This is a genomic window from Paenibacillus sp. GbtcB18 (assembly GCF_019091125.1).
GTDB classification, from domain to species: Bacteria; Bacillota; Bacilli; order Paenibacillales; family NBRC-103111; genus Paenibacillus_F; species Paenibacillus_F chitinolyticus.
Window position 1 is genome coordinate 947,365 of the sequence record NZ_JAGXJX010000002.1, and the last position, 17,717, is coordinate 965,081.

At 55.9% G+C, this 17,717-nt stretch carries 17 protein-coding genes and 1 riboswitch; of the genes, 6 read left to right on the forward strand and 11 right to left on the reverse strand.

Going from position 1 to position 17,717, the window contains the following annotated elements:
- Nucleotides 1-114: 114 nt before the first annotated feature.
- Nucleotides 115-717, reverse strand: coding sequence for a glycerol-3-phosphate responsive antiterminator (locus tag KVT34_RS09595; RefSeq protein WP_217558344.1), 603 nt, complete (start codon nucleotides 715-717; stop codon nucleotides 115-117).
- A 204-nt stretch (nucleotides 718-921) separates the two neighbouring features.
- Nucleotides 922-1,111, forward strand: a riboswitch (Lysine riboswitch).
- A gap of 120 nt (nucleotides 1,112-1,231) precedes the next feature.
- Here KVT34_RS09595 and KVT34_RS09600 point away from each other — a divergent pair.
- Nucleotides 1,232-2,686 (forward strand): amino acid permease, encoded by a 1,455-nt coding sequence (locus tag KVT34_RS09600; RefSeq protein WP_217558345.1) that lies wholly within the window; start codon nucleotides 1,232-1,234, stop codon nucleotides 2,684-2,686.
- An 84-nt stretch (nucleotides 2,687-2,770) separates the two neighbouring features.
- Here the strand turns inward: KVT34_RS09600 and KVT34_RS09605 are convergent, their stop codons facing one another.
- The 3 genes from KVT34_RS09605 to KVT34_RS09615 all read right to left on the reverse strand — a co-directional run bounded on the left by KVT34_RS09605 (nucleotide 2,771) and on the right by KVT34_RS09615 (nucleotide 5,068).
- Nucleotides 2,771-4,306, reverse strand: coding sequence for a solute symporter family protein (locus KVT34_RS09605; RefSeq protein ID WP_217558346.1), 1,536 nt, complete (start codon nucleotides 4,304-4,306; stop codon nucleotides 2,771-2,773).
- Nucleotides 4,307-4,337: 31 nt separating this feature from the next.
- Complete coding sequence (locus KVT34_RS09610) at nucleotides 4,338-4,649, reverse strand: DUF485 domain-containing protein (RefSeq protein WP_217558348.1); 312 nt, start codon at nucleotides 4,647-4,649, stop codon at nucleotides 4,338-4,340.
- 116 nt (nucleotides 4,650-4,765) lie between these two features.
- A complete protein-coding gene (locus KVT34_RS09615; RefSeq protein ID WP_217558349.1) occupies nucleotides 4,766-5,068 on the reverse strand; it encodes a hypothetical protein in 303 nt (100 codons plus the stop codon).
- 213 nt (nucleotides 5,069-5,281) lie between these two features.
- Between KVT34_RS09615 and asd the strand changes: the two genes are divergently transcribed.
- A complete protein-coding gene (asd, locus tag KVT34_RS09620) occupies nucleotides 5,282-6,073 on the forward strand; it encodes an archaetidylserine decarboxylase (protein ID WP_217558350.1) in 792 nt (263 codons plus the stop codon).
- Between the two features lie 24 nt (nucleotides 6,074-6,097).
- The gene (locus KVT34_RS09625; RefSeq protein ID WP_217558351.1) at nucleotides 6,098-7,351 is read left to right on the forward strand and encodes an MFS transporter; all 1,254 of its coding nucleotides are present in this window, start codon (nucleotides 6,098-6,100) and stop codon (nucleotides 7,349-7,351) included.
- 130 nt (nucleotides 7,352-7,481) lie between these two features.
- Here the strand turns inward: KVT34_RS09625 and KVT34_RS09630 are convergent, their stop codons facing one another.
- Nucleotides 7,482-8,939 carry a Tat pathway signal protein gene (locus KVT34_RS09630; protein ID WP_217558352.1) on the reverse strand — a complete coding sequence of 486 codons (1,458 nt, stop codon included), beginning with the start codon at nucleotides 8,937-8,939 and terminating at the stop codon, nucleotides 7,482-7,484.
- Nucleotides 8,936-9,505: a sigma-70 family RNA polymerase sigma factor gene (locus KVT34_RS09635; protein WP_217558353.1), complete on the reverse strand. Its 570-nt coding sequence runs from the start codon at nucleotides 9,503-9,505 to the stop codon at nucleotides 8,936-8,938. Before KVT34_RS09635 ends, KVT34_RS09630 begins: the two co-directional genes overlap by 4 nt.
- 244 nt (nucleotides 9,506-9,749) lie before the next feature.
- On the opposite strand from KVT34_RS09635, the gene KVT34_RS09640 reads away from it, so the two are divergent.
- Both KVT34_RS09640 and KVT34_RS09645 read left to right on the forward strand, forming a co-directional pair.
- A complete protein-coding gene (locus KVT34_RS09640; RefSeq protein WP_217558354.1) occupies nucleotides 9,750-10,565 on the forward strand; it encodes an alpha/beta fold hydrolase in 816 nt (271 codons plus the stop codon).
- 143 nt (nucleotides 10,566-10,708) lie between these two features.
- Nucleotides 10,709-11,380, forward strand: coding sequence for a hypothetical protein (locus tag KVT34_RS09645; RefSeq protein WP_217558355.1), 672 nt, complete (start codon nucleotides 10,709-10,711; stop codon nucleotides 11,378-11,380).
- A gap of 27 nt (nucleotides 11,381-11,407) precedes the next feature.
- Here KVT34_RS09645 and KVT34_RS09650 read toward each other — a convergent pair whose 3' ends face one another.
- On the reverse strand, nucleotides 11,408-12,673 hold the full coding sequence (locus tag KVT34_RS09650; protein ID WP_217558356.1) for an enolase C-terminal domain-like protein: 1,266 nt from the start codon (nucleotides 12,671-12,673) through the stop codon (nucleotides 11,408-11,410).
- Nucleotides 12,674-12,869: 196 nt separating this feature from the next.
- Between KVT34_RS09650 and KVT34_RS09655 the strand changes: the two genes are divergently transcribed.
- A complete protein-coding gene (locus KVT34_RS09655; RefSeq protein WP_254634664.1) occupies nucleotides 12,870-13,127 on the forward strand; it encodes a hypothetical protein in 258 nt (85 codons plus the stop codon).
- A gap of 98 nt (nucleotides 13,128-13,225) precedes the next feature.
- On the opposite strand, the gene KVT34_RS09660 is transcribed toward KVT34_RS09655, so the two are convergent.
- The 4 genes from KVT34_RS09660 to KVT34_RS09675 form a co-directional block, all read right to left on the reverse strand.
- Nucleotides 13,226-13,627, reverse strand: coding sequence for a hypothetical protein (locus tag KVT34_RS09660; RefSeq protein WP_217558359.1), 402 nt, complete (start codon nucleotides 13,625-13,627; stop codon nucleotides 13,226-13,228).
- Between the two features lie 248 nt (nucleotides 13,628-13,875).
- On the reverse strand, nucleotides 13,876-14,355 hold the full coding sequence (locus KVT34_RS09665) for a GAF domain-containing protein (RefSeq protein ID WP_217558360.1): 480 nt from the start codon (nucleotides 14,353-14,355) through the stop codon (nucleotides 13,876-13,878).
- 42 nt (nucleotides 14,356-14,397) lie between these two features.
- Nucleotides 14,398-15,858 (reverse strand): NAD-dependent malic enzyme, encoded by a 1,461-nt coding sequence (locus tag KVT34_RS09670; RefSeq protein ID WP_217558361.1) that lies wholly within the window; start codon nucleotides 15,856-15,858, stop codon nucleotides 14,398-14,400.
- 108 nt (nucleotides 15,859-15,966) lie between these two features.
- The gene (locus tag KVT34_RS09675; RefSeq protein WP_217558362.1) at nucleotides 15,967-17,523 is read right to left on the reverse strand and encodes an aminotransferase-like domain-containing protein; all 1,557 of its coding nucleotides are present in this window, start codon (nucleotides 17,521-17,523) and stop codon (nucleotides 15,967-15,969) included.
- Nucleotides 17,524-17,717 lie beyond the last annotated feature (194 nt).

The following is a 17,717-nucleotide window of genomic DNA, read 5'->3' on the forward strand; positions in this document are numbered from 1 at the left end:
TTCTCTCTATGCTTCTACTTTATCCGTGAAGTGTTAACGCCGTATGAACGCGATTTTAAAGATTTGTAAAGATAACGATTGCTGCCCGCAAGGCTTGCAGAGCCGTCTGCGGATTTACCGGACAACCGCCTCATCCGCACGCGGCCGTTTCGCTTCCTTCACCCACAGAGCCCTGCTGCCCATGGAAACCGCCGCAGCCCCCGCCTGTAAAGCCGTTTCAATCTCTTCATGGTGTTGGATCAACCCTCCCGCTATGACCGGCACGCTCAGCCTTTCGCTGACTTCCGTAATAACGCGCGGAATCAGCCCCGGCATAATCTCCACGGCGTCCGGCCCGCTTTGCTGAACGTTGGCGATCCCGTTCTCCAGAGCTGCCGAATCGATGAGGAACAAGCGCTGAACGGCTGCTAGGCCGTTCTTTTTCGCGTGCTTGATCAGATGCGTTTTCGTGGAAATAATACCGGTCGGCCTGACCTTCTCGGCCAAATATTTAATAATGATGGGATCGCTTCCGAGCCCGGCTATAAAATCAACGTGCAAAAACACCTTTTTGCCGCTGTCGATCACCTGCTTCACATAATCCTGAACGGTGAACAAATCACCGACCAGCAAAAAAACAACCGGCAGGTCGCTTGCGCACGCCAGTTTCAAATCTTCTGAATGCCGGACGGCCGCGATGATGCGTCTCGGTCCCAGATTGCCGATTCCCTTATTCATAGTCACCCTTCTTTCTTCAATCCCCTTTATCGTAGCCCCGCCCTGTTTCGCCAGTATTAACGGCATGTTTTTCCCTTGTAAAATCAATTGGAAATTTATTTGTATCCGTTTCCAGTTTCTCCTATTGCCACTGTTCCTATTTTTATCTATACTGAACGATGTACCATTTTACAAAAACTTAATAGCAAGTTCCTCATCCATTTTCGATGAGGTAGAGGTTGCGGGTGCTAGGAGTATTCCGGGGGAGACGAGAGAGACGTCAGCGAAGCCGGGAGAAAGGAGCAGCCGCCGAAATTCGGGCCGTTTCTCTTGCGTCCGGATTGGGTCCGTTCCCGAACAGGGGCGGAACTGTCACTGCTGCCCTTCCAAGCAGCGGTGGTGCGCTATCTTCATGGAAAGGCGAGATAGAAGCAGCAGCCGCGAAAACTCCTTTTCGGGGCTCTTTGTGTTTTCTCTTATTAACCCTCGGTTAGCGCAGCGGCAAGAAACAAATTTATTCACAGAGGTGTTCCTTATGAAACAACCGAACTCCGGTTCCGGGACTACGGAACTTAAGCGCGGCCTTAAAGCCAGACATTTGACCATGATCTCGCTTGGCGGTTCCATCGGAACCGGACTCTTCCTCGCCAGCGGCGGAGCGATTCATTCCGCAGGTCCCGGCGGCGCTTTAATCGCTTATGCGGCCATCGGCATCATGGTTTACTTTCTCATGACCAGCCTCGGGGAGCTGTCGGCCTATATGCCGGTATCCGGCTCCTTCTCCACTTACGCTTCCCGGTTCGTCGATCCGGCGCTGGGATTCGCGCTCGGCTGGAATTACTGGTTCAACTGGGCCATTACGATTGCCGCCGAACTTTCCGCGGCCACGCTCATTATGAAATTCTGGCTGCCCGACAGTCCCTCCATTCTATGGAGTCTGCTGTTCCTGGTGCTGATGTTCTCCCTGAACTACTTGTCCGTCCGCGGATACGGAGAGTCCGAATACTGGTTTGCCCTGATCAAAATCGTGACCGTCATCGTCTTCATCATCGTCGGGATTCTAATGATTTTAGGCATTATCGGCGGCGAGTCCGTCGGGTTCAGCAACTTTACGCTGGGTGACGCCCCCGTCAGCGGCGGGTTTATGGCTATTCTCGGCGTGTTCATGGCCGCGGGCTTCTCTTTCCAAGGGACAGAGCTTGTCGGCGTGGCGGCCGGTGAAAGCGAGAATCCGCGCGAGAACGTGCCTAAAGCGATCCGCACCATTTTTTGGCGCATCCTGCTGTTCTATATTCTCGCCATCTTCATCATCGGCTTGCTCATTCCTTACACGAGCGACAACCTGATCAGCGGCGACGTCGAAAATATCGCGATCAGCCCGTTCACCCTCGTGTTCGAGAAAGCCGGCCTGGCGTTCGCCGCCTCCGTCATGAACGCCGTCATCCTGACGTCCGTTCTGTCCGCGGGTAACTCCGGCATGTACGCATCCACGCGCATGATCTGGACGCTTGCCCGCGAAGGCAAAGCGCCGCGCTTCCTCGCCAAGCTCGACAAGCGCGGCGTACCGGTGGTCGCGCTGATCGCGACGGCAGCCGTGGGCATGTTCGCTTTCCTCGCCTCCATGTTCGGCGACGGGGTCGTGTACATCTGGCTGCTCAACGCCTCCGGCATGTGCGGGTTCATCGCCTGGCTCGGCATCGCCGTCAGCCACTACCGCTTCCGGCGTGCCTATAAAGCGCAAGGCCGTGACCTGCGCGATCTGCCGTACCTGGCGAAATGGTTCCCGTTCGGCCCCATCTTCGCCCTGACCGTCTGTATCGTCGTGATCCTCGGCCAGAACTACTCCGCCATCTCGGAAAGCGGCGTCGACTGGGCCGGCCTGATCGCTTCCTATATTGGGATTCCGCTGTTCTTGATCGTCTGGATCGCTTATAAAGTGAAGAAGAAAACGAAAGTCCTCCGCCTCGAAGAATGCCGTTTCGACGATTAAGCGCGGCGGCGTTGCATAGCTAAAGAACCTCCCGGTCCGTCAAGGACCGGGAGGTTCTTTGTTGTGTCAGGCATTCTCGCCCGCTTACATGTTGATATTGCCGACGTTGGCTTTAACGACAATCTCGTCGAATTTGGCGTCGGACGATTTTTTCTTCGATAAGACCGTACCCAGGATTGCTCCCAGGAATCCGAGGGGAATGGAGATGATGCCCGGGTTTGTCAGCGGGAACAGCGGCGTGCCCACGAAGATGGCTTTGCCCGCTTCCGGACTCCATACGCTCGGGCTCAGGGCCACAAGCACGAGGGAAGAAATCAGGCCGACGAGCATGCCCGTTACCGCGCCCGCCGTATTAAAACGCCGCCAGAAGACCGTGAACAGAATGACCGGCAAATTGGAGCTGGCCGCGATAGCGAAGGCGACGGACACGAGGAACGCGACGTTCAGCTTGGATGCGGCCAGCGATAAGATGATCGAAAGGATGGAGACGCCGACGGACGCCCAGCGGGCTACCTTCATCTGCTCGGACTCCGTCGCTTTTCCCTTGCGCACGATATGGCTGTAGAAGTCATGCGCGAACGCGGAAGCCGCGGAGAGAACGAGACCGGTGACGACGGCCAGAATCGTCGCGAACGCGACGGCCGCGATAAAGGCGAAGAAGAAGTCGCCGCCGAGCGCCTTGGCCAGGAGAGGCGCCGCCATGTTGCCGCCCTTGTCTTCCGCGATAATGTTCTCGTATCCGACGAACGCCGCCGCGCCGAAGCCCAGGAACAGCGTCAACACGTAGAAGATGCCGATGATCCAGGTCGCGTACACGACGGAACTGCGCGCTGTCGGCGCGTCCTTCACCGTGAAGAAGCGGATCAGAATATGCGGCAGCCCGGCCGTACCCAGCACAAGCGCCAGGTTGAGCGACAGTGTGTCGAGCGGAATTTTATACTTGTTGCCGGGGTCCAGGAACTTCTCTTTGAGCGGAGTAACGGCTTTCAACTGATCGAACATTTCCGTTACGCTGAAATTGAACTTCGAGAACACGACAAGCGAAAGAATAAACGTGCCGCCCATCAGCAGCACCGCTTTGACAATCTGCACCCACGAAGTGGCCGTCATGCCGCCGAATACGACGTAAACGGTCATCAGCAGGCCCACAATCAGCACGGACGTCGTGAAATCGAGTCCCAGCAGCAGCTTGATGAGCGCCCCCGCGCCCACGAGCTGCGCGATCATATAGAAGGTGGAGATCGTGATCGTATTCAAGGCCGCCACACCGCGGATTTTCTTTTCGTTGAAACGGGCCGCAATCATATCCGCCACCGTATATTTCCCTAGATTGCGGAGGGGCTCCGCTACGAGGTAGAGAACGACGAGATACGCGACCAGAAACCCGATGCTGTAAAAGAACCCGTCAAAGCCGGCCAGCGCGATCGTGCCCGCGATTCCGAGGAAGGAAGCAGCGGACATATAGTCCCCGGCGATAGCCAGCCCGTTCTGCCAGCCCGTCAGGCCTCCGCCCGCCGTATAGAACTCATCGGTGGAGTTGGTTTTTTTAGCCGCAAAATAGGTAATCAGAAGCGTGATCGCCACGATGCCGAGAAATAACCAGAATGCCGTCAAATTCACTTGACTTCCCTCCCGTGTATGAGAAATGAGATCAGCCTTTCATTTGCTGCCGGATTTGCTGCACCATCACATCGAATTTAGCGGCCCGGCGCGAGTAAAGAATGCACAGCACCCAGGTCATGATAAACTGCGCAAAGGCGAATACCCACGCCCAGGAAACGGAACCGAATGCCGGTGTGTTAAGCACGGTAGTGTAAGAGGTGAGAATCGGGAGCGTAAAATAAAAGGCAAAGAAAAACAGGGACAGCGGTAAAATAAATTGCCTTTTGCGTTTCAACAATGCTTGGAACTGGCTGGACTGCGCAATCTCCGTGTAATTGAGCTCCTTGGCTCGCTTTTTCATTAGCTTCCTCCTCCTAATTTTGTTTTCTTTTTGTCGGTAAGCGCTTTCATTGAGCCCAACCTCATTATATATAAACTTTACATTTTGTACCAGTTATTTTTGGATCAAAATTCGGCTCATTGCTTTTTTATTCTCCCGAAAAAAATTCCTTCTACTATAAGACGCTGCAGGGCGTACAGACCGAGCCACCCTCCGCTGACCAGAAAAACCGGGTTCAGGAACACCTTATGCACGCTTGTCATAAAAACCGTGTTGTTTACGAGAATCTCTCCCACCGTTATCCCCGCAATACCCGAAAAAAGCACAAGTGCCGCGTAAGCCGCGGTATCTATAACAAATTTGGCTCCGGCCACTTTATTTTGAAGCCAAACGAGCAGCCACGGAACGACGATAACCGTTCCCCACACTAAACCGGACATAGGTCTTCCTCCTTTTTTTAACCAGCTTGCGCAGCCTTGATCCAAATCATACCTGTCTGCCCGAGGATAATGGCACGGTCCCGGCGAAAAGCCGTGTTTTCAGTCGTTGAGCGCCCGAAAACGCCGGGTCGCGGCAATTGTCAAAACGTTCATTCTATGGCAAGATAAAACGAAGACTATAGTCAACGTACAGATAGGAGCATTGAACTAAGCATGAAACCATTGTTTCGACTTATGACGGAACTCTCATCCCGCAAATGGATTTCCCGGATGACCGGTTCGTTTTCCAAATCTCCGCTCAGCCGCTCCCTTATTCCGTGGTTCGCCAAGTCTTACGGCATTCCGGTAGAAGATGCGGAGAAGGCGATCGGGGAATACGCCACACTCAACGAGTTCTTCACCCGCCGCCTGAAACCCGGACTCCGTCCGGTCGATACGGACCCGGCCGCGCTTGTCAGCCCGGTGGACGCCGTTATTACCGGCTACGGTCCCGTAGAGGCGGGCCGCATGCTCAGCGTCAAGGGGCAGGATTACACCGTCGAGGAGCTGCTCAACCGCTCCCCTCGCACGATCAATTACGAGAAGGGCTTTTTTATGGTGCTTTATTTAAGCCCGACGGACTACCATCGTATCCACTCTCCGGTTACCGGCGAGATATTGGAGAAAGAACATGTTCCGGGCAAGGTTTATCCCGTGAACGAATTCGGCCTGCGCCATATGACACGCGTGCTCAGCCGCAACGAGCGTCTCATTACCGTGATGGAGCATGAAGCCGGGGAGATTGCCGTCGTCAAAGTCGGCGCGCTCAACGTCAGCTCCATTCAGTATGTGGAAGGCCTTCCGTCTCACCTGCAGGCGGGCGACGACCTCGCTTATTTCGAATTCGGATCGACCGTTGTGCTCGTCACTGAGAACGGCATCCTTACACCGCGCTCCGATCTCCAAGTGGGCAGCAAAGTCCGTATGGGCGAACGGATCGGTACGCTTAAGCAATCTACACACTAGCTTCACGAAAGGAGTGCGTGCCCTATGGCGTCGCAGGCGACAGTCAATGCCGGCACCGCACGACCCTCGGCAGGAATTCCTACGTCGAAACCGACGGTTTATAAGGTACTCCTTGCCATCAGTCTCGTGCATTTGTTTAATGACTCGATTCAATCGGTTATCCCGGCTATCTATCCGATTTTAAAAGACAGCATGACGCTTTCGTACGCCCAGATCGGATGGATCTCGTTCTATTTCAATCTGACCGCTTCCATCATGCAGCCGGTCATCGGCATGTACACCGACCGGAAGCCTAAGCCCTACATGCTGCCGCTCGGCATGGCCTCCACCTTCCTCGGCATGCTCCTGCTCGCGTTCGCGCCTTCGTACGCGTTCGTGCTGCTGGCCGTATCGCTGGTGGGCCTGGGATCGGCGGCCTTCCATCCGCAGGGCTCCAAAGTCGCCCACCTGGCCGCAGGCTCCCGCAAGGGACTGGCCCAGTCGATCTTCCAGGTCGGCGGCAACGCGGGTCAATCGCTGGCTCCGCTGCTGACGAAATGGATCTTCATTCCGCTGGGCCAGTTCGGCTCGATCTGGTTCACCCTCGTGGCGGGCGCCGCCATGCTCGTGCAAACTTTTATCGCCCGCTGGTATAAGGGTGTGATCGAAGCCGGGGCCGTGACGGCGAAGAAAACCGTGCAGCGCGCGATGGATCCCGCCAAGCGCAATAAGATCGCCGTCGCGATCGTCGTGCTGGTGTTCCTGGTCTTTATCCGCTCGTGGTACGCGGCGGCCATGACGAGCTATTACGCCTTCTATTTGCGCGATGTCGTCGGCACGACCATCGATCAGGCGCAAATCTATATTTTCCTGTTCCTGGCCGCAGGCGCGCTCGGAACGTTCTTCGGCGGGCCTCTCGCCGACCGGTTCGGACAGAGAACCGTCATCTTCGTCTCGATGTGCGGCGCGGCTCCGCTGGCCGCCCTCATCCCCTACGTCAATCTGGGATGGGCAACCGTGCTGCTCGTGCTGACCGGATTCATCGTGTTCTCCAGCTTCTCCGTCACCGTCGTGTATGCGCAGACGCTGATTCCGGGCAAAGTCGGCATGGTATCCGGCCTGATTACGGGCTTCGCGTTCGGCATGGGCGGGATAGGAGCGCTCGTTCTGGGCAACCTGATCGACGCGCACGGGATCAGCCTCATCATGAAGCTGTCCAGTCTTCTGCCGATTCTCGGCATCTTGACGCTCTTTCTTCCGTCAGACCGCAAGCTGCGGGAATGGTCTTCAGAAGTATAAGCATAAGATAAACCGGTATTCCCCGCGGGGAATACCGGTTTTTTTAGGTCGTATCCGCAACTGCCTTATAAGCGGTTATTTTTCAGTCGACGCTTCATACTCCTTAACCGGACTGCAGCGACGGCCACGGCTAAGGTTGATCCACCGGAAATTCCCACGGGCCTTTTACCCGCGTATGAAGGGACGACACCTTCAACTCGTACTCCTTCTGCCCCCGCTGAACCGACAGAAGCATCCATTCCAGTCTGTTAGTTTGCTCGTTACGGTGCCAGACCGCTCCGCCATTTAACAGACTTGGGGGAAATTCGTACAAGGTCTCGGCCGCCTGCTCATCGCCATGAAGTTCGAACCAGATGCGGATGCTGTCTTCCCCGGCTTCGCCATCTCCGTCAATTTTCGCTCCCTTGAGAATTCTCTCCACCCGGCTCACACTGACCGGAAAACCAAACAGATTGAACGTCCGGTTAACTTCCGCACTGCCCCTCTCAGGGACAGGGAGACGGATTACGGCCGGCTGGTCATAACTTCTCGTCAGAACAAGCGCAGGGATGACCAGCTTGGCTCCCCCCTCCGTCTCCTTGCCTCGCTTCCAGTAAATTTCACTCGAATTAGGGAACGTTTCGTCCTGCGTGTAGGGAATTTCTTCACCCGTGCCGGAATTAAAGAGCTTGGCGGGTGGAATCTCCTTATAAAAAGAATTAAACCCGTACGAATTGATTTTCACTTCACTCGGCAGTTGAGGAAGAATCGTCAGTTTCATCTTCCCTTCATCCACCGCTGCGTTCACCGCGGTCAACCGGATCCCGCTATGCTCGGCCGTAGGACCGAGATCCGCTACTTGCTCCACTTCCCGGGGAGCGACAAGCTTCAAGGGGAGTTCCTGCCCCTCCGCAATCAGGGTCGTATTGCCGGCAACCTCAATTCGGCCTTCATAGCTGTAAAACCCGGTCCATCCTCCTTCCGCCCCCGTCAGCGCAGCCCGGCGGAAAACGTACTTCTCACCCAGGCCGTTCCGCAGGGTCACCTCCGAAGCCCGGGGCAAACCGGTGCCGACCAGCGTAACGGTCGAGTTTTTCTCACCGATGGACAGCCCTCTGACTTCAAGCTGCCCTTTTCCGATTTTGTGAGTAGTCGGCAGAGGCTGCACGTACTCCACCCGCTGCTCCGTTTTCTCCGAATCGGCAATTCCGGCAAAGCCGGGCAGGTATTGAAGCACACGCCGCATTTGGGCGGCCACTTCCGGCTGAGCGCCCGCAAGCACCCCGCCGGTAAGCAGCAAAGCCGCTAACGCGGCCAGGAGAGCATATCTGCGCAGGTGCTTCGGTCGGTTTGTCCCTGTTCGTCCGACCGGAGAAACAGTTGGCGCAAGCTCTCCGCCGGATGAAGGGCAACCTGCGGTCTTTATCTTTGCGCCGGGGGATATCCCCGCTATTTTCTCAAAAGTCCGCCGCTTAATTGCCGCCAGCCTGTCGGGGTCTTTCTCCAATGAAAATTCCGCCGTATCCAAGTCAGGGATATGATTTTCCGCCAAGTCGACCGTTATTTCATCCAGTAGCCCGAACCATTCCCGCTCTTCGCGTTTGTTCATGAAATCCCCTCCGTCCGAATTGTTTTCATCCGCTCCTTGAGCTTTTTCCTGGCCCGGTACAACCGATTTTCAACCGCCTTGGCCGTCAATCCCACAGCAGCCGCAATCTCCTCCACGGACTCGTAATAGTAATATCGCCGGTAAAAAATAATCCGGTCTTTGTCTTCCAACCTGTCGATCAAAGCTAAAAATTCCTCCTGCGTTTCCCGGTCAAGAACGATCTGCTCGGTATCCGTTCCGGCCGTGAGTTCCGTCTCCGCGAGCATTTTATCCGACCGGTTTTCCGGTCTCAACCGCCGGCGGTAATCCAGCGCTTTGTATTTAGCGAGAATAAGCAGCCAAGTTTTATAACTCCCCCGCCGCGGTTCATATTCTGCGGTCCTGTTCCAGGCGGCGGCAAAAACATCGCTGACACATTCCTCGATATCCTCGCGCGATACCGCCCCTTGAAGGATACGATGCACCAGACCGTATATATTCGAAGCGTATAAATCCATAATCGCTTCCAGTGCGGCGGGATTCTGCTCGGACATCCCGCGTACCAGCCACTCCTCCGATTTTTCCATATAGTGCCCCCCGTATGTCCCATCCCTAAATCCGTTTTATTCTGTCGATATGTACTACGTCCGTTCTCTTCATAATCACTCAGGCTGGAAGAAATATCGTCCAAACCTTCACACATACACTAGAAAAAGCGGATATTTTTTAACACCGGCCGGTGCTTGGTTCATAAGATTTGCGCTCTCTTTCATGCGATCCATCCCCGGTCACCGCCCTTGTTTATATTTTTTCATCCAAAGGAGGCGCAGCATGGGCATCTACATCCCCGTAGAGCAGGGAGTTAACCTTTATGTCGAGGATTTGAATCCCGGGGGCGGCGGCAAAACGATTCTGTTCATTCACGGCTGGCCGCTTAACCACACGATGTTCGAGTACCAGTTCGATCAGCTCCCCAAAGCCGGATACCGCTGTATCGGCGTCGATTTGAGAGGCTTCGGCAAATCCGACCGCCCTTGGGGAGGCTATTCCTACGACCGGATGGCGGACGATATCCGCCGTGTCATCGAGACGCTCAGGCTTGAAGGCATTATACTTGGCGGATTTTCCATGGGAGGAGCCATTGCGATCCGGTATATGGCCAGACACGGCGGGTTTGGCGTTTCCAAGCTGGCTCTGTTCGCTCCGGCGGCTCCTCTATTTACCAAACGTCCGGACTTCCCGTACGGCAATTCAATCGAAGAGGTGAACCATCTCATAGAAGGAACCTATACCGACCGCCCCAAAATGCTCGAAGATCTCGGCGGCCGTTTTTTTGCCCGGTATGTGTCGGCCCCGCTTCAAAACTGGTTTCACGGGATCGCCCTGTCTTCCTCCGGGCATGCGACCGCCATGGGAGCGGCTCTATTGAGAGATGAAGATCTGCGTCCCGATCTTCCCAAAATCTCGGTGCCCACAGTGATTTTCCAGGGGGCACAGGACATGATCTGTCCCTATCCGCTAGCCCAGGCGACACAAGCGGGCATCAAGAGCTCCGAACTCGTGCCGTTCGCGTACAGCGGGCATGGCTTGTTTTACTGTGAAATGGGCAAATTCAACCGGGAGCTGATGCGGTTCGCCGGTTCCTAGTTATTCCGTTCGTTATTCAGTTAGCCGACTTCCTGCTCAGGGTGAGAAGACATTTTTATACCCGCTCGGCCCCGTGTTCCCATTGCCAAATATTGTTAACCTTGCTATACTTCATAGAAAACTTCGGACGGGGTGTCTATCGGATGAAAAGAAAACTTGGCTGCTATCATGCCCACTACTCCAATATCGAACATATCGAGAAAGCCCTCGGCTCTTATGACATCGAGCTGGTGCATTTCGTCGATCCCGGTCTGGACCGGATTAAGAACGACAGCGATTTTACGGAAGAACTGGCCCAGAACAAAATAAAATCCACACTCGACTGGTTAGCCAGTTGTCATGTGGATGCCATTTTGATTACCTGTACGTATTTTACGGCTCATCTGCCTGAACATTTCTCCTGCCCGGTGCCGATTATTAAAATCGACGACCCTTTGTTTCACAAAATTTTGCAGCTTAACCGGCCTTCGGTTCTCGTTTTCACCAATCCGTCGACTGTCGAAGGCACGATGGAACAGCTCCACAAGTTTGCAGCCGCAGCCGGCCAGGAGATTCAGGTAGAGCCGGTCCTTCTTGAAAACACGTTCCAGCTCGTCATGCAGGGCAAGAAGAACGATTATATCGAAGCGGTTTCCAGAGGGCTGTTCCATGCCATCGAAGACCATCCCCGCAAAACGGTGTTCGCGGCTCAGCTTTCCATGGTGCCCGCCGCCGAGCGGGTCGGCAGGGAAAGCGACGCTTTCCTCGGCAACCACCTCGACGCCCTCCCGGGCTATCTGAAAGATATTCTCAGCCTTGAAGCCGTAGGGCGCTGACGCGGGTGCAACAGTTCGCGGCGATACCTACCGGTTCTCGTAGTAAGAACTCGGCCGGAATACGCCGCCGCTTTCCGCGTAGAAAGCCTCGTCTAGCTCGAACAGCCCGCCGCGCGTGCGGGTCCAGCCCGCTTCCGCGGCCGGATGATAGCTGACGAGCCTGTCCCAACCGCGGTAGTTTTGCCCGCCGTTTGATTCGATCAGGCCGTAAGCCATCCCGGGTAGAGGACGGAGGTGAGCCGCCAGCACGCGAGTCCACTCCACCAGCATCGGATTGGCCGTAAGGTCGGCGCAGAAGCACGGCACTCCCCGCTCGGCGGCCAGAGCGGCCACTTTCAGGCTCAGGCTCATCGACTTCGCCGCCGGTTTAAGAGCGAGAGCGCCGTAGCCGAGATCCATGTAGTAGCGGGCATCGCTTTCGGACTGGATGCTCTCATCCCCGGCAATGCGGGCCGGCACATCCTCGACGGAGATTTCGCGTCCGTCCAGGAACGGTTCTTCCACCAGAATGACAGAAGGAAGCGATCCGCTGCGGTCCGCATCCTCCAGCAGCCGCAGGAGGTCGTCTTTTGCCGCGTAACGGCCGTTCAGGTCGAGATAGTAAGACACCTCTGCCGGTGCCGGGCAGGTCTGCAAATAAGCTTGGGTCAGCTCATGAATATGCCGCAGGCGCTTGCTGTCCCAGTCGATCATATCGCTGCCGCCGGACCCCAGCTTGATTTTGAGCACGGTACAGCCCTGCTCCAGCAAGCCGGTGATTTCCTCGTCGGCCGTACCGTACGCGATAGCGGGAACGGCTGCAACCGCCTCCGTCTTCTGCTCGCCCACGCTGCGGTATCCGGCCGGCAGCAGATCCGAGAAGCGGTAAATCTCCCGCTCCCGCGCGTAAAGGACCCAGGCCGCGAAATCGACCGCCGCCAGCGCGTTCAGAACGTAAGTCGGCCGGACATTCGGATGTCCCTGACGGGCGAACCAGGACTGCGAAGGCCGCGCATACAATTGTTCGAACAGTTCCATCGGATGCGCGAAGGAGGCTCCCTCCAGAGACTTTACGGTCTCTTCCGCAAATTTGTACATCAGCTCGTTGGCTCCCTGCTCACCGAGAGAAGCCATCAGATTCGCGTCCGACCACAATGGGCTTTGGACGCCTACTCCCGTGCCTTTGTGACCGCTTTCACTAGTTAGCGTAACAATCGGCTGCCACAGCTCCGTTAATTGTCCTCCTTTAAATCCAAAAGGATGAAGCAGCGGTTCCCGATCGGCTCGCAGATTGCTTTCCGTAATTGTCAGCATGCGTTTTCTTGCCCTCTTTCTCCCCGTTCGCCGGGGCTTTCTTTGTCGGGCAGCTTAAATTCATACCCGCATAAGCGCATTTCATTGTACCCATATCTTAGGAGTCACGGCATAGCCTGTCAATGAATCGGCCATTTATCGCAACTTTATAGACACGGAAGCAGTAGAATGAAAGGAAGAAGAAGGGGTGAACAACATGCGGACAAGACCGATTTATTTGATCTATGGAGGCATATCCCTGCTAATGATGGTCATATACACCGTCCAATTTATCAGCGGTATGCCGGAAGTTTACTTGCTGCAAACCGGTCCTCTGGGAAACGTGGAGCGATTTGAGAAGTTGTTTTCGAAAGGCTTGCCATGCGCCGTTTTGGCTCTGGTCATGACATTTTTTTATCTGATTCTATATTTGGCCGACAGGCCGAAAAAAGAGCCGGATCAAGAGCCCGAATAAGGCCCGATTCGGCTTGTCTCTCCTATTTCGGAATCGGAATTCCCCGGAACGGGACTCTGCTTCCGGCGATGTTTATCGCTTGCGGGAAGTCCGCCCGTTTAACCGGACAGGACCTCCAAAGTCAGCAGCTGACCGGTTCTTTTCGTCACGGTAGCCTTCACCTGATTTCCCGCCTCCAGAAGCTCTCCGCTTTCCCCCGGCGGTATTTCCCTGGCCGGCAGCCTGTAGCGCTTTACCTTGCCCTCCCGCGTCTTTAGCGATAACCTGCCGTTGTTATAGTCCGTTACCCGGCCTTCAAATTCAACGTGACGGGATTCGATCAGATCGAACAGGACATATCCGGCGGTAAAAAGCGCGAGAAGCAGGCCGAGAACCGACAGCGGCTTAAGAAAGTCGGACAGGTCCCAGTTTTGTATCATCAGCGTGGCAAACATAAAAGCGCTGAATGCCGACCCGGCCAGCAGAGGCAGCAGCGGATTTCGTATTTCAATCGTCTTCATAAGCTCTCCTCCTCGGTAATGAGCGCTTCTTTTTACAAGCAAAGTTCTATCCTCTATATGTTATTCTCCGGCCTAGAAGCGTCAATGTGCTCTCTTCTACTCTAACGAATTTACCATGGAAAATAAATACAAAAATACAAAATGTTCTGCGAGGCTGCTAAAAAAGCCCCCGCACCGGCCGGTACGAGGGCTTCTAAAACCATTACATGAAACAAACTCACGTCGTGCATAGATACCCGATCGGGAGTTTACAGCCGGGCCGCCAGCTCCGTTACGAAACGCTCCAGCATGACGCGGTCGGTTTCGTCAAAACGGGCCAGGTTCGGACTGTCGATATCCAGAACGCCCAGCAGCTCGCCGTCTTTAACAAGCGGTATGACGATTTCCGAGCGGGAAGCCGCGTCGCAGGCAATATGCCCGGGAAACCGCTCCACATCCTCCACAACCAGCGTCTCGCGCTTCTGTGCGGCGGTACCGCATACTCCGCGTCCGAGCGGGATGCGCACGCAAGCCGGAAGCCCCTGGAAAGGTCCGAGCACCAACTGCTCTCCTTCCAGCAGGTAAAAACCGACCCAATTTATATCCTGGAGAAACTGGCCGAGCAGAGCCGAAGCGTTCGCCAGATTGGCAATCCGGCTTGGCTCCCCTTCAATCAGCGCCTTCAACTGGGCAATGACGAGGGTGTACTGCTCTTCACGGGTTCCTCCGTAAGTTTCCGTATGAAACATGTTATCGCCTGCTTTCCTAGTTAAACTGTAACCAGGAATTTATTATAGCATACCCGCGCCGTCTGCGGACTGGGCGGCTTCGTCACTGCGGATATCCGCACTTTTCCGTCTGGCTACGCCGGTTTCGTAAGCGGCCGCAATCACAGCCTCGCGGACCTTCTTCACGACCTGCTTGTTGAATACGCTCGGTATAATGTAAAGCTCGTTGAGCTCTTCTTCCGACACGACGGACGCGATGGCTTTGGCGGCTGCCAGCTTCATCTGCTCGTTGACCCGCGTAGCTCGGCAGTCCAGAAGACCCCGGAACAGACCCGGGAAACACAAGACGTTGTTGATCTGGTTCGGATAGTCGGAACGGCCCGTCGCCATCACACGCACGTAAGGCTCCGCTTCTTCCGGCGAAATTTCCGGTGTCGGATTCGCCATAGCGAATACGATCGGATCAGCCGCCATTTTCTTGACGTCCTCCACCTTAAGCACGCCCGGTCCGGACAGACCGACAAAAATATCGGCTCCCTCGATCACGTCGGAGAGACGTCCTTTTTCCTCATTCGGATTCGTATTCTCCGCATACCACTGCCACGATTCGTACGGATACGATTCGCCGCGGACCAGAGCGCCCTGACGGTCGACTCCAATTACGTTCTTAACGCCTGCCGCGAGCAGAATCTTGGTGCATGCGATACCGGCAGCTCCGATGCCGCAGACGATAACCTTGCAGTCTTCAAGCTTCTTGCCCGCAACCTTGACCGCGTTCAGCATGCCGGCAAGCAGAACGACCGCCGTGCCGTGCTGGTCATCGTGGAAAACGGGAATATCCAGCTCTTCGATAAGCCGGTTCTCGATTTCAAAACAGCGCGGGGACGAAATATCTTCCAAGTTGATTCCGCCGAAAGCCGGGGAAATCGCTTTTACGATCGATATGATTTCTTCAGGGTCCTGTGTATTGAGGCAGATCGGGAAAGCATCTACGCCGGCAAACTGCTTGAACAGCATCGCTTTACCTTCCATAACCGGCATGGCCGCTTCCGGACCGATATCGCCCAGCCCCAGAACTGCCGTACCGTCCGATACAACGGCAACGGTGTTGCGTTTAATCGTCAATGAGAACGCTTTCGAAGGATCTTCATGAATGGCCATACAAACGTTTGCCACCCCCGGTGTGTACACACGGGACAAATCATCACGGTTCTTGATCGGTATTTTTGCCGTCGTTTCGATTTTACCGCCCAAGTGAAGCAGGAACGTCTGGTCAGACACGTTAATGACTTTTACGCCATCCAGCTCGTTCAGAGCCTTCACGATGGCATCCGTCTGATTCTGGTCGCTGACTTTAACGGTGATGTCCCGGACGGTAACGGTTTTCGTTGAACGGTTGACGTCAATTGCCACGACATCGCCGCCGGCGTCGCCGATTGTAGTCGCGATCTGCCCGAAATTCGTGCGTTCTTTCATCATCTCAAGCCGCAAAATAATACTTGTACCTCCGGTAAATCCGGCCATATCCAATCACTCCTACGGTATTTCTAGTACGGAAAAGCCTCGGCGAGTCAAACCGGGCTCGTCCTTCATTCACATCATAGCACAAACCTTTTGGAGATTCCCGCATGCTTACAAAAAAGTTTCCGTCAGGACTTCCGTCATCACGGCGATGCCCCGGCCGATCTCCTCCCGGGACAGATGTCCGAAGCCAAAACATGCCGCGGGCCTTTCTTCGCAGCGGACATGCCGCCCGGCGTCCCGCCAGAAGACACCCCGCTCGGCGCATTCGGCGGCAAATCGCCTATACGCTTCCGCGCCGCCTTTCCACCAGCCGAAAATATGGAGGCCCGCTTCGCTCGGCATCCATTCAAAAGCGGGATCCAGCGCCGTCAGCCCCGAACGCAGCAAGGCGGCTTTTTCCCCGTACACCCGCTGCATCCTGCGCAGATGACGCTCGTAGGCGCCGCTGTTCATAAAGGCTGCCAGGGCCCGCTGCTCCATCATCCCCGTCGTCAGAGGCTCGTAGTGCTGCTTGGCGCGCCGGAAAGGCTCGACAAGAGACGGCGGCAGTACCGCATAGCCGAGGCGCAGGCCCGCGTACATCGTCCGCGAGAACGTGCCGACGAACAGGACGCGGCCTTCCCGGTCCAGCGCCTTAAGCGGCTCCAGGGGCCGGCCCGCGTAGCGGAACTCGGTGTCGTAATCATCCTCGATGATGACGGCGCCGCGTTCCTTCGCCCAGCGGAGCAGCTCCTGCCTCCGCTTCAGCGGAAGAACCGCCCCGGTCGGAAACTGCCGTCCGGGGGTGACGAACAGCAGCCGCGCATTCCATGGCTGCGGGATGATGCCCTGCCCGTCGACGGGCGCATCGACGGGCACCCCGCCTGCGGCGGCCGCAGCGCGCACGGCCCCGCTGTAACCGGGCGATTCGACGACTACCTCGTCGCCCGGGTTTACCAGCAGCTGCATCGTCAGCGCGATCGCCTGCATCGACCCGTTCACGATTGCGACGCAATCGGGGTCCGCGTCGATGCTTCGCGAGCGCCGCAGATGCAGCGCGATAGCCGAGCGCAGCGAATAGTCGCCTTGAGGGTCGCGCAGCGGACCCTCAAGGAAGGCGGCGCTGCGCACCTGCTCGTGCAGGCAGCGGTTCCAGGCCTGCCGCGGGAAGGCCGCGCTGTCGGTGCCGGACAGCTCGAAGACGACGGCCCCCGGATCCGCGGGTGTATACGGTTCCGGGGACCAGGGAACCGCACTACGGCTCGCTCGCGGGCTTGCAAGGGCCGCGTTTGGGTCAGCAGTTCCTGTATCCGACGTTGCCGTTCCCCCTTCTTCCCGTCTGCCTGCGCCGCCTCCCGCTTCCATCAAAAGGCGCCCCCACGCCGACATAAGGAGCGGCTCTTCCGAAGAGGAGTCGGTTCCCGCCGCCTGATCGCTCCGGTAGGCAACGAACGTTCCTTTTCCCGGTTTGCCTTCTACGTATCCTTCGGACATCAGCATCTCATACACTTGCGTAACGAGTCCCCGGGAGATTCCGTATATCTCCGCGAGCTCCCGGCTGGAAGGGAGTTTGGAGCCCGATTCCAGTCTTCCTTCTACTATACTTTCCCGCAGCGCTCGGTAGAGGGCGGTATTTTTATGGGGAAATAGTTGTGCATAGTGATTAAAAGGGATTAAAATCTTCACATAAACCTCCGCCGAATTCCGGTGAAAATAAAAAGCCGCCTGATCGTTTCTACTTTCTTACCATCTCACAGAGACGTGTTCAAAATCAACGGCGTTTTACCCGGCTCCGGCGCCGTATACCCGAGTCCCATTTCAGGCGCTCTCTACGAACTTTGTATGAAAGGGATGCAAGCTTAAAGAATTTCCCGATTCTC